The 16,357-nt window shown below is 56.7% G+C and carries 11 protein-coding genes and 1 pseudogene; 7 read left to right on the forward strand and 5 right to left on the reverse strand.

Features of this window, described 5'->3' with window-relative positions:
• The first annotated feature begins 145 nt into the window (after positions 1-145).
• From bcsO to ACMYSK_RS20550, 7 genes and pseudogenes are all read left to right on the forward strand, one after another.
• Positions 146-703: a cellulose biosynthesis protein BcsO gene (gene bcsO, locus ACMYSK_RS20520; protein ID WP_434638236.1), complete on the forward strand. Its 558-nt coding sequence runs from the start codon at positions 146-148 to the stop codon at positions 701-703.
• Between the two features lies 1 nt (position 704).
• Positions 705-1,497, forward strand: a pseudogene (locus ACMYSK_RS20525) (cellulose synthase operon protein YhjQ/BcsQ).
• A gap of 19 nt (positions 1,498-1,516) precedes the next feature.
• Entirely contained in the window at positions 1,517-3,628 is a 2,112-nt protein-coding gene (gene bcsA, locus ACMYSK_RS20530; RefSeq protein ID WP_434638238.1) for a UDP-forming cellulose synthase catalytic subunit, read from the forward strand.
• Positions 3,625-6,099 (forward strand): cellulose biosynthesis cyclic di-GMP-binding regulatory protein BcsB, encoded by a 2,475-nt coding sequence (gene bcsB, locus ACMYSK_RS20535; RefSeq protein ID WP_434638239.1) that lies wholly within the window; start codon positions 3,625-3,627, stop codon positions 6,097-6,099. The genes bcsA and bcsB overlap by 4 nt, the downstream gene beginning before the upstream one ends.
• The gene (locus tag ACMYSK_RS20540) at positions 6,096-10,148 is read left to right on the forward strand and encodes a cellulose synthase subunit BcsC-related outer membrane protein (protein ID WP_434638241.1); all 4,053 of its coding nucleotides are present in this window, start codon (positions 6,096-6,098) and stop codon (positions 10,146-10,148) included. The genes bcsB and ACMYSK_RS20540 overlap by 4 nt, the downstream gene beginning before the upstream one ends.
• On the forward strand, positions 10,148-10,624 hold the full coding sequence (gene bcsD / locus ACMYSK_RS20545) for a cellulose biosynthesis protein BcsD (RefSeq protein WP_434644256.1): 477 nt from the start codon (positions 10,148-10,150) through the stop codon (positions 10,622-10,624). Before ACMYSK_RS20540 ends, bcsD begins: the two co-directional genes overlap by 1 nt.
• Before the next feature lie 11 nt (positions 10,625-10,635).
• Positions 10,636-11,628, forward strand: coding sequence for a glycosyl hydrolase family 8 (locus ACMYSK_RS20550; protein WP_434638243.1), 993 nt, complete (start codon positions 10,636-10,638; stop codon positions 11,626-11,628).
• Positions 11,629-11,688: 60 nt separating this feature from the next.
• On the opposite strand, the gene map is transcribed toward ACMYSK_RS20550, so the two are convergent.
• The 5 genes from map to bcsE form a co-directional block, all read right to left on the reverse strand.
• The gene (gene map, locus ACMYSK_RS20555) at positions 11,689-12,468 is read right to left on the reverse strand and encodes a type I methionyl aminopeptidase (RefSeq protein ID WP_434638245.1); all 780 of its coding nucleotides are present in this window, start codon (positions 12,466-12,468) and stop codon (positions 11,689-11,691) included.
• Complete coding sequence (locus ACMYSK_RS20560) at positions 12,449-12,667, reverse strand: ParD-like family protein (RefSeq protein WP_004868736.1); 219 nt, start codon at positions 12,665-12,667, stop codon at positions 12,449-12,451. Before ACMYSK_RS20560 ends, map begins: the two co-directional genes overlap by 20 nt.
• A gap of 215 nt (positions 12,668-12,882) precedes the next feature.
• A complete protein-coding gene (gene bcsG, locus ACMYSK_RS20565; RefSeq protein ID WP_434638247.1) occupies positions 12,883-14,556 on the reverse strand; it encodes a cellulose biosynthesis protein BcsG in 1,674 nt (557 codons plus the stop codon).
• Entirely contained in the window at positions 14,553-14,750 is a 198-nt protein-coding gene (gene bcsF / locus ACMYSK_RS20570; protein ID WP_434638248.1) for a cellulose biosynthesis protein BcsF, read from the reverse strand. Before bcsF ends, bcsG begins: the two co-directional genes overlap by 4 nt.
• Complete coding sequence (bcsE, locus tag ACMYSK_RS20575; protein WP_434638250.1) at positions 14,747-16,303, reverse strand: cellulose biosynthesis protein BcsE; 1,557 nt, start codon at positions 16,301-16,303, stop codon at positions 14,747-14,749. Before bcsE ends, bcsF begins: the two co-directional genes overlap by 4 nt.
• Between the last annotated feature and the right edge of the window lie 54 nt (positions 16,304-16,357).

The following is a 16,357-nucleotide window of genomic DNA, read 5'->3' on the forward strand; positions in this document are numbered from 1 at the left end:
ATATCCCTATACATAGTCATTGTATTGTTGGTCATCCCGATCAACTTAAGTTGATGAAAAACAATAAAATAAACTATGCTCTAAGGACGTAGTTTCAAAATAAAAACAGCTAAAATATTATGCTTTTAGAATCATGAGGTTATCCATGAACCATTATGATGATTTGCAGCGCTTCAAGGAAAAGACTCGTACGCAAAGTCTACATTTCAAGGACCTCTCATCACACGCAGCCGCCCGGGAACAGGGAGATTGGGTTATCCTCAATCAGCTCACGCCTGGAGAAGAAAAAGAATCCTCGCTGGCCATGGGAGGATCGGTATCGTTGCCGATACCGCAGCAGGTTCCTACCGATATGTTTCATTGGGTCGAAACCGAAGCCGAACCCGTGCACACGCCTTCCGTCTCATCGCCTGTCGTTCCGACTCCGGTCGCGCCACCCCCTGTTGCCGTCTCTGTTCCGTCTGAGCCTCTTCCGGTTGCGGCCACAGTGGTGACAATGGCTCCGGCACCAGCGATGGCAGTACCCGTCTCTGCGCCACCCGTGGCGCCAGCACCACCGGTAGCTGCTCGTCCGGTGATGCCCTCTGCGCAGGCGTCCGAAGGTTATGCTCATTTATTTGCGGCAAAAGCCGCTGAACCGGTGGCGAAAAATAAAGATCAGCCGCTGAAATCACTTTTAGAAAGGATTGCGACATGCCGTTGATCTGCGTGTGTTCTCCAAAAGGCGGCGTAGGAAAAACGACCCTCGCGGCAAACCTGGCCTATTCGTTGGCTCGCGCGGGCAGCAAAGTTCTGGCTATCGACTTTGATGTGCAAAATGCGCTGCGCCTGCATTTTGGCGTCCCTCTGAGCGATGAGCGCGGCTATGTCGCAAAAGCGCTGGAGCTTCATGACTGGAGCCAGTGCGTATTGAGCGCGGGCAGCAATATTTTTGTCCTGCCCTATGGCGATGTGAGCGAGGCGCAGCATCAGGCTTTCGATGAACACCTTGCCAGTGATGCGCATTTTCTTACCCGTGGGCTGGCGGCCTTATTGAACTACCCAGGGTTGATTATCATCGCCGACCTGCCTCCTGGACCTTCACCGGCGTTAACGGCATTAACGTCGCTGGCCGATCTCCATCTGGTACCGCTGCTGGCGGATACGGCCTCGATGTCGACGCTGGCGCATGTGGAAAAGCAGCGTTTAACCGGCGGTAAGCTTAACCACAAACTTGGGCACTTTTTCGTGCTGAATCAGAGTGATAATCGTCGTCAGGTCAGTCGCGACGTGACCGCTCTGATGGAAGAAAAACTGGGCGATCGTCTGTTGGGTATTATCCATCGCGATGAAAGCGTGGTAGAAGCAAATGCTTCTCAGAAGTCGATTCTCGACTTTAGCTCTTCCTCTGCAGCCGCCTTTGACATTGAAATCATTGCAAAAAAAATCTCTGCGCTGTTGGGTATCAAAATTGGCGACGGCACGGTGCACAGCCAGCCTCGCATGTCAGGGCTTTAACTTATTGCAGGGCTGCTGAATGAAAAAGTCTCTTTTCTGGTTGCTGGCACTGGTGCTATCGCCCATTGCCGTTCTGGTTATTATTACGCCGATGGACAGCCAAAAGCAGTATCTCTTTGGCCTGTTGAGTATCGGTATTCTGTTTTTAATGGGCTTTAGCAAAAAGCGCAGTATTTCGGTCATTATGGTCGTGACTTCGCTGCTGATGTCTACCCGTTATATGTATTTTCGCCTGACGCAAACCCTGCATTTTAACTCCGGTATCGAGACGGTGCTGGGGATGGGGCTGTTTCTGGCGGAAGTCTACATCTGGGTGATGCTGCTGCTGAACTACCTGCAAACGGTCTGGCCGCTGAAGCGTGAAATTGTTCCGCTACCGGATGACATGAGCACGTGGCCGACGGTCGATATTTATATTCCCAGCTATAACGAACCGCTGGAAGTGGTACGTGATACCGTGCTGGCAGCGCAGTGCATTGATTATCCGGCGGATAAAATGAAAATTTATCTGCTGGACGATGGCAAGCGCAGTGAGTTCGCGGTGTTCGCCGCCGATGTGGGCGTGGGGTATATCACCCGTAACGATAATAAACACGCCAAAGCGGGCAACCTGAACCACGCAATGACCCTGACCCAGGGCGAGCTGATTTGCGTCTTCGACTGTGACCACGTGGCAACCCGCGTATTCCTGCAGGCGACGGTTGGCGGCTTCCTCAAAGATCCGATGCTGGCGCTGGTGCAGACCCCACACTACTTCTATTCGCCGGATCCATTTGAACGTAACCTCTCCGTTGGCCGCAATATTCCCAATGAAGGGATGCTGTTCTATGGCCCGATTCAGCAGGGCAACGATAACTGGAATGCGACCTTCTTCTGCGGCTCCTGTGCGGTGATTCGGCGTAAAGCGCTGGACGATATTGGCGGCTTTGCGGTTGAAACTGTGACCGAAGATGCGCACACCGCGCTTAAGTTTCAGCGTCTTGGCTGGAAATCATCGTTCCTCGATATCCCACTGGCTGCGGGTTTAGCCACCGAACGTTTAGTGGTTCACGTGATCCAGCGAACCCGCTGGGCGCGTGGGATGACGCAAATTTTCCGCCTCGATAACCCGCTATTGGGCCGCGGGCTGACTTTCCAACAGCGCCTGTGCTACCTCAGCGCCATGCTTTACTACCAGTTTGCCCTGCCGCGGGTGGTGTTTGTCACCGCACCGTTGGCCTATTTGCTGTTTAACCTGAATATTATCTACTCCTCGGCGAGCCTGATTGTCTCGTATGCGCTCCCGCATCTGTTCCTCGCGATCTATGTCGGCTCCCGAATGAACGGTCGCTATCGTTACAGCTTCTGGGGGGAAATCTATGACATCGTTCTGGCATTCCATCTGGTGCTGCCGACGCTGGTGACGATGATTTTCCCGAAACGTGGGAAATTCAACGTGACCGACAAAGGGGGACTGCTGGATGTGGGCTACTTCGACTTTACCGTCGTCAGGCCGCATCTGGTGGTGGCATGTTTGCTGGGGGTCGGTGTGATTGTCGGTATCGTCCGCGCCATCGGGCATGACTATTTCGGCTCGGACCCTAACGTTATCGCGCTGAACGTCGGCTGGGGGCTCTACAGCCTGATCTTCCTGCTGGCGGCGATTGCCGTTGCGCGGGAAACTCGTCAGGTGCGAAAAACTATCCGTATTGACGTAAATATTCCGGTGTTGATTCACTATGCCAGCGGCGTTGTATCACGTAGTCATACCGCAGACCTGTCGATGGGCGGGTGCCGTATTGCTGTCCCGGACGACCGCCATCTGCAGGATGCTATCGAAGAGATTGAACTGATTCTGCAATCCGGCGCCATTTGTATTCCGGCCGAGCAGGTAACGGCTGATGAGAACTTTATTCGCCTCAAGTTTGATGAAAACATTCCTCTCTCTCTGCGCCGTGAACTGGTGCGAGTGGTGCTGGCGCGTGCCGATGCATGGATTAACCCGCCGCGTCCGCAGGATAACCCGTTCCGTTCTTTCGTGACCATCTTACGCTGCGTATTTGAACTGTTCTGGCTGAGCTGGAAAACACGCGGCAGCCGTCGTCGGCAAAAACCTGTTGCGAATACCGCGCAGGAGGATGGCCAACTATGAAGCGATTAACCACGCTTGCGCTCCTGGCCGGCATGTTTTCCGTGCCTGCGCTGCACGGCGAAGAAGCGTCAGCCGATCGTTCGGCACCGCTGAATTTCCCGCTGCAAGGTGCGGCGACGGGCAGTACCGCCGTTGATGAATCAGCATCGGTGTCGACGGCGGGAGCGGCACCCACGGCGACGCCAGAGTCATCAGAAGCACCCACGACGCCTGAAGCGTCGGCATCGCCTGAGCCATCAGAACCCACGGCGGCAGAACCGGCGGCTTCGCTGCCCGTATTACCTCCACCGGTTAATACGGCAACGCCGGATGTTGCACCGCTGACCCCGGTGGTCGGGGGTAGCCTCAATCTGTCACAGATGGGCATGCCGGATGGCATTATTCTCAGCGGCGGGCAGCAGCAGGGCGGCGCGGATTTTACCCTGCCTTCAGACCAGGTTGTTACCCATGCTGAACTGATGCTGGATGTTCAGGTATCGCCAGAAATGGCCGCGCGCAACGCCACGCTGCAATTGATGCTCAACGGTCAGCCTTTGGGCACGGTGCCGCTGGGCACGGACGGCGCGGATATTTCGCACTATCAGCTGGATATTCCGGCGGCGCTGATGGTTTCCAGCAACAACCTGAGCTTTAAAGTGAATGATGGCGACAACATGCAGTGCCAGCTCAATACGCATGACACGTCGGGCATCACCATTTTACCGGCCTCGCGCTTTAACTGGGAAAGCCAGCCGCTGAATCTCAGCAATGATTTAAGCCACTTCCCGCGTCCGTTCTTTGACAGCATGCAGATGACCCCGGCGGACATCGCGGTGGCCTACCCGGATAAATCGGGCGCCGATGTGTTTAGTGCCGCAGCGCTGATCTCGTCATGGCTGGGTATTCAGGCGGATTATCGCGGTATTGCCTTTAGCGCGCTGCGCGACCGTTTACCGGAGCGTCACGGCATTATTATCGGCCATCCGGGTGACCAGGTCGGTGGGTTAACGCTGCCGCAAACCGATAAACCGCTGCTGCAGATTATCGATAACCCGGGTAACCCCACCTACAAACTGCTGCTGATCGTCGGGCAAAATGATGCGGCGCTGCGTGCGGCGGCCTGGCGGCTGACCCGTGGCAATATTGCGCCACAGACCGCGAGCCTGAGCGTGGATCCGCAGGCGATCCCGGTCGGTAAACCGTACGATGCCCCGCGCTGGATCCCGACCGATCGACCGGTAAAAATTAGCGAGCTGCTGCGTAAAGACCAGAGCATGACCGTGAACGGCGTCTGGCACGAACCGCTGCGCGTGGCCTTCCGCGCGGCGCCGGACCTCTATTTGTGGGATGGGGAAACCATCCCCCTGCAGATTGGCTATCGTTTCCCGTCGGAAAGCTGGATTAATGAGGATCAGTCGTTATTAAGCGTGACGCTCAATAATACCTTCCTGCACAACCTGCCGCTGAACAAGCAGGGGCCGCTGGAGAAATTATGGCGTCACCTGGGAGGAGATGCGCGTCAGGAGCGGTTTACCATTCCGCTGGCGCCGTATCTGATCTACGGGGATAACCAGCTGTCGCTCTATTTCAACGTGGCGCCGAAAGAAAACGCCCCCTGCTCGGTGGTGCTCAATAACAACATCAAGAGCCGGATTACCGATGATTCATGGATTGATTTGAGCAATACGCGACACTTCTCCCTGTTGCCGAATCTTTCCTATTTCGTCGGGGCATCGTTCCCGTTCTCACGGCTGGCGGACTATTCGCAAACCACGCTGCTGCTGGCGGAAAAACCGTCGGAAACGCAGGTCGCCACCCTGTTAAACCTGGCCGCTCGCTCGGGCAACGCGACCGGCACGGCGCTGGCGAACAACCGGGTAGTGTTAGGCGTTCCCAGCGGTGGTGCAGGCATGCAGTACCTGCGCGATCGTGATGTGCTGGCGGTCAGTGCTCTCGATCAGAAAACGTTTAACCAACGCCTGTTAGAGGATTCGCCCTATTACCCAGCGGATAACCAGCTGGGAGTCCGTGAGTCAGGATTGGGTTCAAAAGTTCAGCGCTGGATAACCGGCGACTGGACATCCGCCAGCGTTGACGCCGATCGCTACCTCTCCTCCAGCACCGCCTGGCGCGGCTTTATTAGCTATCGCTCGCCGTGGAACCCACAGCGGACGGTGGTGGTGGCGATGGCCAGCAACGACGATCAGCTTGCGAGACTGAAAAGCGACCTTGATTCCCCGCATATTAACGCCGGTATCCGTGGCGATACGGCGGTTATCACCAGTGACAATGGCGTGCGCAGCTTCCAGGTGAGTACGCCATTCCCGAGCGGGCAGATGCCGTGGTACATGATGGCCGTCTGGTATGCCAACCAGCACTCCGGTCTGCTCGCGCTGTTGGGGCTGCTTGCCACAACGGTCATCGGCCTGGCGCTCACCGCCATGTTTAAACGCCATGCACGCAAGCGTCTGAGTTCGGGGGATAGCCAATGAAACGAGCCATTACAATGAAGAGCAGGGCGACCCGCAGATTATCCACATTTTGTCTGTCAGGCGCGTTGACCATAGGGGCGTTCGGGGATGCCGTCGCCGCGGGGAATGATGCCGCACTGCAGGCGCTGTTTGCCCAGGCCAATTACTGGCATGAAAAATCGCACGATGAGCTGGCGATGGAATCACTGCAGAAAGTTCTGCTGGTCGATGCCAACAACACTCAGGCCATGTATCTGATGGCGCTCTGGGCGCAGCAGGGCGGCGATCTTCAGACGGCGGCCCAGTGGCGGGCGCGGCTGGCAAAGACCTCGCCAGGCAGCCCGAATTTACAGGAGCTGGATAACGCCAAAAAAATGGCTCAGGTACCGCAGGGGCAGCTCAGCCTGGCAAGACAGCAGGCGCGTAGCGGCAATATTCCGGCGGCGCTGACGACCTGGCGCAGCATGTTCAATGGCAATACCCCGCCACCGGGGTTGGCCGGTGAATACTACATGACGATGGCCAGCGACAAAACGCTCTATCCACAGGCGGTCGATGAACTGCGCCAGTACGTGGCACAGCATCCGCAGGAGAACGCCCCGCGCGTGGCGCTGGGTAAGGCGCTGACCTGGCGGGAAGATACCCGCAGGGAAGGGATTTCAATGCTGGAATCCATGGCCAGCGGCAGTAAAGATGCCGACAGCGGCCTGCGTCAGGCGCTGCTGTGGCTGGGGCCGCAGGCAGGAGACCAGGCGTTTTACGATACCTGGATGCAGCGTCATCCGCAGGATACCGAAGTACAGAATTACTACCGCACGCGCATCAGCGGCCAGGCGCGCGGACAGGGGTTTGTTAACCTCAATAGCGGTAATACTACCGCGGCGAAACAGCAGTTTGAGCAAGTGCTGCAAACCAACCCGCAGGACGCGGACGCGCTGGCCGGGATGGGGTATATCGCCCAACGTAACGGTGACTTCCAGGCCGCGTCGCAGTATCTCAGCCGGGCGGCGGATCTTGGTGGCAATGATTCGGCGGCGCGACGTCAGCAGGCGGCGGATGCGTTATTCTACGGCCAGCTGGCTCAGGCGCAGCAGGCTTACAAGCAGGGCAATATTAGCCAGGCGCTGGCGCTTTCTGCTCCGCTGGCTCAGCAGAGCGGAACGCGCGGGGCATCGGCCAAACTGTTCCGTGCCGATGTGCTTCGCCATAACAAAGATCTTCCTCAGGCGGAGCAAACGCTGCGTTCGTTGCTCAACGATCAGCCGCAAAATGGTCCGGCGCGTGAAAACCTCTACTACGTTCTGCGTGAGCAAAATAAAACGGCGGAAGCGCAGGCGATGCTGCGTACGCTGCCGGAGAATTTGCAGCAAAAACTGCAGCCGCGAATCGTGACCGGTATGCCGGGCGATTCACTACGTCGGCAGGCGCAGGAGCAGGCCAACAGCGGCAACGTTAACGGCGCCATTGCGACGCTGCGCCAGGGCGTCTCTCGCTACCCGGACGATGCCTGGATGCGTCTCGATTTAGCCCGATTGTTACAAAAATCAGGTAATGACAGCGAAGCGGCATCCACGATGGCAGCCGCGTATCGTCCCGGCGCCAGCAGTAATTCGCTGTACGCCGCTGCGCTGTTCGCCAGTGAGAACGGCGGCTGGCAGCAGGCGCAGACGCTGCTCGGGCGGATCCCCGCGGCCAGCCAGACCAGCCAGATGCGAGACCTGCGCCAACGGGTGAACTACAACCTGCAGCTGGCGACCGCGCAAAACTATCTCGCCCAGGGCAACAGCGTGGCGGCAGCGAATACCTTAAAAGCGCTGTCATCGACGCCGCCAAAATCACCGGCTGACGTGGGCAAGCTGGCGCGATTGCTGGCGCAGAGCGGCGATGTTTCCACGGCGGTTACGCTGGTGCGTAACAATATCAGCGGTGGGATCACGGGAAATGCCGGTGATTACGCCGATCAGGTGTCGGTTCTCAATCAGGCGGGTCTGACGAACGAAGCACAGGCGCTGCTAACCAACCCGCAGCTTCAGGCAAGCAGTACCCCAACGCAGCTGGCCAGTATCCGCAATGGTTACGTGATCAACGAAGCCGACCGACTGCGGGAGCAGGGCAACTACGCCGCAGCCTATGACAAGCTGATGGGGGCGATGCAAAGCGACCCGCAAAATACCGATCTGATGTTCGCGATGGCGCGTCTCTATCAGAGCGGCAAAATGAACAAAGAAGCCGGCGTGGTCTATGACTACCTGATGACCCGCGATACGCCGGATCAGGCGGCGCGCACCGGTGCCATCGACGTTGCACTATCGGCTGGCGATAACGACCGGGCGGAACAGCTGGCCGGCGGGCTGCGCCAGGATAACACCCCGGATCGTTTACTGCTGTTGGCACGCGTTGCAGAATCGCAGGGGCATCATCAGCAGGCGATGACGTATCTGCGAAGTGCGCGTGGCAAACTGCTGGGACTGCAGAGCAGCAACAGCGCACAGACGCCGACCGTTGGCGGCGTGCTGGCGGCGGATAACCCGTTTGTGGGTGTCTCCCGGACACCAACCACCACGCGAACGGCTTCAACCTACGGGCAGTATATGCCGTGGCAGGTTTCTCAGGTATCGACAGGCGGCGGAACCACGTTGCCCGGCATCCAGCGTCCCGACCTCCCGGTGGAGACCGCGCAAACCCGCATGCTGCGCCAGGTCGATACCATGATGGAGTCGTTACAGGATAAAACCGGCACCTGGCTCCAGGGCGGTATGGAAGTGCGCGGGCGCGACGGCGAATCCGGGACCAGTAAGCTGACCGAGATGAAAACGCCGCTGACCTGGTCTTCATCACCGTTTGGCGACTCGCGTTTTGATTTTACCGTGACGCCGATTTCGCTTAACGCCGGTACCGCCAGCGGCGACGCCTGGCGGCGCTACGGCTCGAACCCGCTCTCCAACGCGGTATCGAACATGGTATCCACCGCCACCAGTGAACAGGCGGCGATTGCGGCGATGACCGAAGCGGAGCGCCTTGCCTATTTCGCGAGTAACCCAGGCGCGGCAGCCTTGAGCTCCCTGGGGACGCTGGATCCGTCTGATTTCAACGCAACGACCAGTAGCGGGATGGAGAATCTGGCGAAACTGGGAGCCTATGATTCTGGCAAAGTGGCCAGCTATCTTGCCTCATCGAGTCTGAAACCGAATGTCGATCAGGCCAGCGGTTCAACGGATTCGCAGAAGGCAAATGGCGTTGAATTGGCCCTGGCCTTGAGCGGCGATGATTATCGTGTGGACATCGGCAGTACGCCGCTGGGCCAGGATCTCAACACCGTGGTGGGCGGCGTGAAGTGGTCGCCGAAGCTGACCAACTATCTGTCATTGATCTTCACCGGTGAACGCCGTTCACTGACCGACAGCCTGCTCTCCTACGTGGGCCTGAAAGATTCTTACTCCGGGAAAACCTGGGGGCAGGTGACGAAGAACGGCGGCACCCTGCAGCTGAGCTATGACGATGGCGATGCCGGTTTCTACGTCGGCGGCGGGGGCTACAGCTACATTGGTAGCGACGTGGCCAGCAACACCAGCATCAACGCCAATGCCGGAGTTTATTTACGCCCTTACCATGACGAATATCGTCAGCTGCAGGCCGGTCTGAGTATGAGCTACATGGATTACTCGAAGAACCTGAGCTACTTCACCTATGGTCAAGGGGGCTACTTCAGCCCGCAAAACTACGTGAGCGTTTCGCTGCCGGTCAACCTGACGGAGAAGTATGACAACTGGACGATGAAGCTTGGCGGCTCGGTGGGTTATCAATCTTACAGCCAGGATAAGAGCGCCTACTTCCCGACGAATTCCGAGTGGCAACAGACCCTGGAGACTGCGGTGGCCAATGGTTTTGCCAAAGAGGCTTACTATTCAGCGACCTCGAAGAGCGGCATTGGCTATACGCTGCGCGCCGGGGCGGATTACAAGGTGAACAAACAGATGACGCTGGGCGGCCAGATTGGCTACGACACCTTCGGTGATTACAACGAGAGCACCGCCGGTCTCTATATCCGCTATATGTTGGGAGATAACTGATCATGACGGAGAAAAACAACGCGGAAGTCATGGCCTGGTTTCAACAGCAGCAAACGCCCGCCGGATGGTTTGATCTGCTGCTCATTATGGTTGACGGGATGCTGAACAACGCCGGTGAGCTGGAGAGCCAGCCATTTTTACGCCAGATGGGGGAAACCCTGGCGGATAGCTACCCGCTGCCGGAGTCTGAGACGGTGGGGCAGCTGGAGGCCAATATCAATCAACTGCTCAGCCGCTTTCAGTGGGGCGTCGTTAGCGTGGATGTCGGCGAGGAAGGCCTGCGCCTGCGCCATCGCGCGCTGCCGGTAAGCCGCGATGATGCGCGCCGCGTGCGCTGGTGCAATGCATTTTGTGCCATACTCGAGGGGCTTTATTCTCGCTGGCTACAGGGGCAAGGGGGCGGTGCGCACGTGGTTTTACAGCGCGAGCGGCTATTCTCGGTTTCTGATGTTCAGTTCCTCTACTTCCATCCATAACGGGTGAACATATGTCTTTGCGTGCTGTAATCGCAGTCATGGTGACGATGATGGTCCTTCCCCGCGCGTGGGCAGACACCGCGTGGGAAAGCTATAAATCACGCTTTCTGATGGCTGACGGGCGGATCGTCGATACCGGTAACGGGAATATTTCCCATACCGAAGGTCAGGGGTTCGCGATGCTGCTGGCGGTTGCGAAGAACGATCGACCGGCCTTTGACAAGATGTGGCAATGGACGGATAAAACGCTACGCAATAAAGACAACGGACTCTTTTACTGGCGCTACAACCCGGTCGCGCCGAACCCTATTGCTGACAAGAACGATGCGACCGATGGCGATACCATGATTGCCTGGGCGCTGCTGCGCGCGCAGCAGCAGTGGGGGGATAAAGCCTACGGAAATGCGTCAGACGCCATTACCGCATCGCTGCTGAAAAATACGGTGGTGACCTTTGCCGGCTATCAGGTGATGCTACCCGGCGCCAAAGGCTTCAACCGCAACGACCATCTCAACCTTAATCCTTCCTACTTTATTTTCCCGGCGTGGCAGGCCTTTGCCGCACGTACGCACCTGACCGCCTGGCGCAAGCTGCAAAGCGATGGTCAGGCGCTGCTGGGCAAAATGGCATGGGGCAAAACGCAGCTTCCTACCGACTGGGTTGCTCTGAAAGCTGACGGTAAGATGGAACCGGCGAAAGAGTGGCCGCCGCGCATGAGCTATGACGCCATTCGTATCCCGCTGTATCTCTACTGGGCCGATCCGCAAAGCGCCTTACTGACGCCGTGGAAAAACTGGTTCCAGAGCTATCCGCGGCTGAAAACGCCCGCATGGATTAACGTGAGTACTGATAACGTTTCCCCGTGGTTTATGACCGGCGGCCTGCTGGCGGTTCGCGATCTGACGATGGGCGAGACGCAGGGCGACCCGCAAATTACCGCTCAGGATGATTACTACTCCGCCAGCCTGAAACTGCTGGTCTGGCTGGCAGGACACGATCGATAATCTGTCCAGCCTTCCGCACCCTATGGCGTGCTGAAGGCTGTATCGATAGGCCTGAACGGCTTAGTGCGAGATGTTTTCGTCCTGGCGTAGCGTCAGGACTTCGACGCCGTCGGCGGTGACGGCGACGGTGTGTTCCCACTGCGCAGAGAGCTTCTTATCGCGGGTTACCACGGTCCAGCCATCCTTCTTGATTTTCGTCCGGCAATCGCCCTGATTGACCATCGGCTCGATGGTAAAGACCATGCCTTCCTGCAATACGGTACCTTCGCCAGGCTTTCCATAATGCAGTACCTGCGGCTCTTCATGCATCTCCTGGCCGATACCGTGCCCGCAATACTCCCGGACAACGCTGTAGCCGTTGCTTTCGACATGGCTCTGAATGGCATGGCCAATATCGCCCAGCGTGGCGCCGGGCTTAACGGCTTTGATACCTTTCCACATCGCTTCGTACGTTTTCTTCACCAGACGACGGGCTAGCGGCGAAACGTCACCGATTAAGTACATCTTGCTGGAATCGGCAATCAGGCCGTCTTTTTCCAGCGTAATGTCGACGTTGACGATCGCGCCTGATTTCAGGTGTTCCGTTTCTTTGGGCATACCGTGGCAAATCACTTCATTCACCGAGGTATTTAACACGTAAGGATAATCGTATTGCCCTTTACTGGCCGGGCGCGAATGCAGTTGATTAACGATAAATGCCTCCGCCAGGTTGTTGATCTCCATGGTGGTTATGCCTGGCTGAATATGCTGATCCAGCATGTCAAATACCGAGGCCAGCAGCGCGCCTGCCCGGCGCTGTCGGGCTAACTCATCCGCCGTTTTAATGGGAATTGATGGCATTGATGACCTCCAGTAAACGATCGGATCCCGATTTAAGCATCATCATCTTGATTTGCTGGTGGTTAAGCTCCGGGTAGAGCTCGCTCATCATCCCCAGTCGGATCCAGTATTCCGCCTGAGCATTCACCGAGCGTGACATGGCCTTGCTGGCGTCGCGGATGTCGTCATGCAGCAGGTCAGAGATTTTTACGATTCCCATGTATATATGTTCCGTAATGATTCATATATATATCGTATATCCCCAGGCGTTCGCTGTCACTGCGTTTTTTGGCCGGCGTGTGCCACAGGAGACCGCGTGCCTGTGGGGCAGCGGGTTTTTCGGGAGAGGAGTAGCGATAGGATAAGGGGAGAGAGCGGGTTGAGAGACCGGTCAAATACTGGCCGCAGGGCTTGCCCCTGCGGCCATGTAAGGGATTACTGCGGGTACGGTACCCAGCTTCCGCCGTTCAGCTGAACGTAAGGTTTCCCCTGGTACTGCAGAACGATGGCGTTAGCATTTTCTGAGACCGCTGCGCTTTGCGGCAGGTTAGCGGTGTACTGCTGCCAGTCCACGTTATCTTCGGTAAACATCTTACCGTCCAGCGCGCGCACCACCAGCTCCGATACGGCCAGATAACTGGTTGGCTGGTCGATAACCACCGGGGCACCCTGATGCGGAGCCTTCATCCCGAAGAATTTAACCGCCGTCGGTACGTTGGTGATAGACGGGCTCGGGATATCGCGCAGGCCGGAAACCTGCATTTTGTCGCCCTTCAGCGCGCCGCCGTGCTCCGGAACCACCACGACCATCACTTTGCGGCCCGATTTTTCCAGCTCGGTAAAGAAGTTATCCAGCTCGTCGAACAGTTTCTGCGCGCGGACTTTGTAATCCGCCGTTTTGCTCTGGCCCGGGAAGTGGTTGCCATCGTGCAGCGGCAGGATGTTGTAGAAGGTCGCGTTACGCGCGTTGCCCTGTTTATTTTCGGTTTCCAGCCAGCGGTTCAGGGTCGCTAAATCGTCATAGACCGGCGAGCCGTCAAACGCCTGCAGGCTGACCGGCAGCCCGGTTTGATCCATCAGCGGACTTTGCATCCCGCCTAAGCTGCGCAGCTCTTTCAGGAAGTCGCCGAACTGGCCGTTGTGGCCGAGCATCAGCTGCTGGGTAAAGCCGAGTTTGGCCAGGTTTTCAAACAGGTAACAATCGCTGCCCGACGGTTGATAGAGGTTTGAATGCGACAGCTGGCCGCAGCTGGCACGCAGCAGACGTACCGCCGCCGGTCCGCTGTAGGACGTCGCCGAGTTAAAGTTTTTGAACACAATATCAAAATGCTTCCACAGCGGGTGGTCCATCAGCCCGGCGGCTTCAATATCAGACCACGACAGCGAGCAAATATTGATAACCAGCAGGTCAAACGGCTGTGCATCTGCCGGGAGCTGATCCGGGAACGGGGTCTTGCGCTTCTGCTCTGAGGCATAGAACGCGTTGAGCCAGTTGGTCAAATTCGCCGAAGTCGGCGGTTCGGTTTGCGCAGGAATATCGCCGCTGGCGGCGGGAGTGCCCGCCGAGGCGGTTGTTGTGGTGTTGGTCTTCGCGGTGGTCGCGGCGGCCGTGGTTGGCTGACCCGCAGGCCACAAGGTAAAGGCCGGGAGCAGCGGGCTGACCGCCAGCCAAACCATAATGGCGGAAACCAGAACCGTCACGCGCAGCCACTGGCTGATGAACATCCACAGCACCAGCAGCAGGAAGAAGGCACCGACCATATTCCAGTTAATAAAGCGGGTCACCAGGTCCCAGAGATAATCGGCGCTGAAGCCGGCAAGCTGTGAACCCTGGCTGAAAATACTCTCCGGACCCGGCAGCCAGGTGTCATGCCAGAACAGGGCGATGCCGAGAGGAATGGCAATCCAGTGCCGTACCCGGTGCAGCTTATATTTTGGCAGGGGAACCAGTAAAAATGCGAGAAAGACCAGGTTGAGCATCGGATGAAAATTAAGATATCCCGCCCAGAGCAGCGCAAACTTCACCAGAAAGTAAAAATTCCAACCGGCCAGGCCACGCCAGTACTGCCAAAGCGGCAGCGGCGTCGCATTAGTTTTTGCATTCGTCATTTATTCAGTTTGCCTTGCTGAGTTGTTGCTTCCCGGCGTAACACGCCAGCCGGTTTGACATAACGGGGTTTAAAGAACATCAAACGTAAGGTGGTGCGAATTCGGCGCTGGTAGTGGCGCGTCAAATATCCCAGCGGAAAAAACAGCAGGGCACAGAGCATGACCAGTTGAAGAATATCACTGATGGACATCATGACGTTTTCTCCCTGTCGGTAGACAAACGATGCGGCTCGGGAATACGTCGCCAGCTGCGTCCATCATGGGTCGCGTTGATGGGGGTGTTTTTCTCCACCGTGATGGGCAACGGCGTGTTCCACTGCGACGGCGCAATGCCCCGCATCAACAAAATTTCTGCCGTGATCTGTTTATCTTCAAACCAGACCATGCGGTTGGAAAAAATATCGCCGGTGGGCAACGGGAAAATATGGTTTAACGCGGTGTCCAGGTCATTTACGCGACAAAACGACAGAAACAGCACCAATCGGTTGTTACCAATCGTCATGATATCGCCCATGCGATTCGGGCGGCACAGCGTCAGCGCCTGCTCGACGCGCAGCCCCGGAGCCGGACGCAGCGCGACCATTACCCCCTTACTGTCCGCAGGCAGCATGGTGTTGGCCATGATGTTATGTACCGCAGAGCAGAAATCTCCCCACTTCTGGTAGCCGCGTAGTTTGAGCGGCTGACTCCAGGTCAGCAGGGTGGCGAAATCTTCCGGAATATGTCGGGTAAACTTCTGTTTTTGTACACTTTCTACCAGTGTCAGGCAGCGGGAAAGCGGCGCGCTGAAAGGGATAACCATATTAGCGCCGCTGCTGAGTAACAGCCGCTCATCGGTGGTTCTCAGGCTCGGAAGCTGTTCGCGCACGATGATTTTCAACGCGCTGCCACGCTGGCGGCGCAGCGTGTGGATATAGCGCCCCAGCTGCTCAATCTGTTCATTTTGCGTTACGGAAAACAACAGCGTCGCCGCCTGCGCGGTTCGGGCAGCGTTAAATACGGCGTCGTTAGTATCAAACAGTGTCCAGTATTCGGACAGCGCAGGGGCGCCTTCCAGTACCCGCAGGTTGCTCAGGACAACTTTCTCATCGCTGCGCGGCTGCACCGTCGCTTCTTCGTTTTCCGCCAGCCGCCAGCCTTCGTCATCCTGAATAACGGTCAGCTGCTGCTGTGCGCTCATGCCTTTTTCACTGCCCCACCAGGCAATATCATAGAGAAAATTATCACCCTGATAGCGAATGCTTGCCAGCCCGGAAAGTGCGCGATATTCGTGTAATAACGGTGAAAGCTGCTGGTCTATATCATTATCCGAATTAAGTATTAATAAGGAACATTGATGATATTTAGCCCATCGGTGAGATTTTTCTACCCACTCGCTTATTTTCTCGCTTTTTATGTTTTGCCAGGCATTTTCCGCACACAGCAATATAAAAAAATAATTGGCAGGATCGACCGAGCAGAGTAAATCACGATGCATTTCTTCCAGCCCTGCCGTCAGGTCAGGCATGCTGAATAATGCCACTTTTTCCGGGCCACGGTCTTTGTCTAATGATATAATTTTATTTGGTTTTTCACCCATGACAATCGCGGCGACCTTACACTCTTTATCCTGGGCCGCCAGGGTATGATTGAGCAGGCTTACCGCGTCAGTATAGCGGTCGACATTGAGCCACCACACGCCCCCGACGGGCATATGACAGACTTCGTCCCATAATGATGAAATACCTAAAGTATAAACGATATTCACGTCGTTCCTCGTGAGCCCTGATTCATACTGGATCAGTTTACTAGCGAAAGCGTC

Origin of the sequence: Klebsiella sp. I138 (assembly GCF_051131765.1) — a bacterium.
In the GTDB taxonomy this organism is placed as follows: Bacteria; Pseudomonadota; Gammaproteobacteria; order Enterobacterales; family Enterobacteriaceae; genus Klebsiella.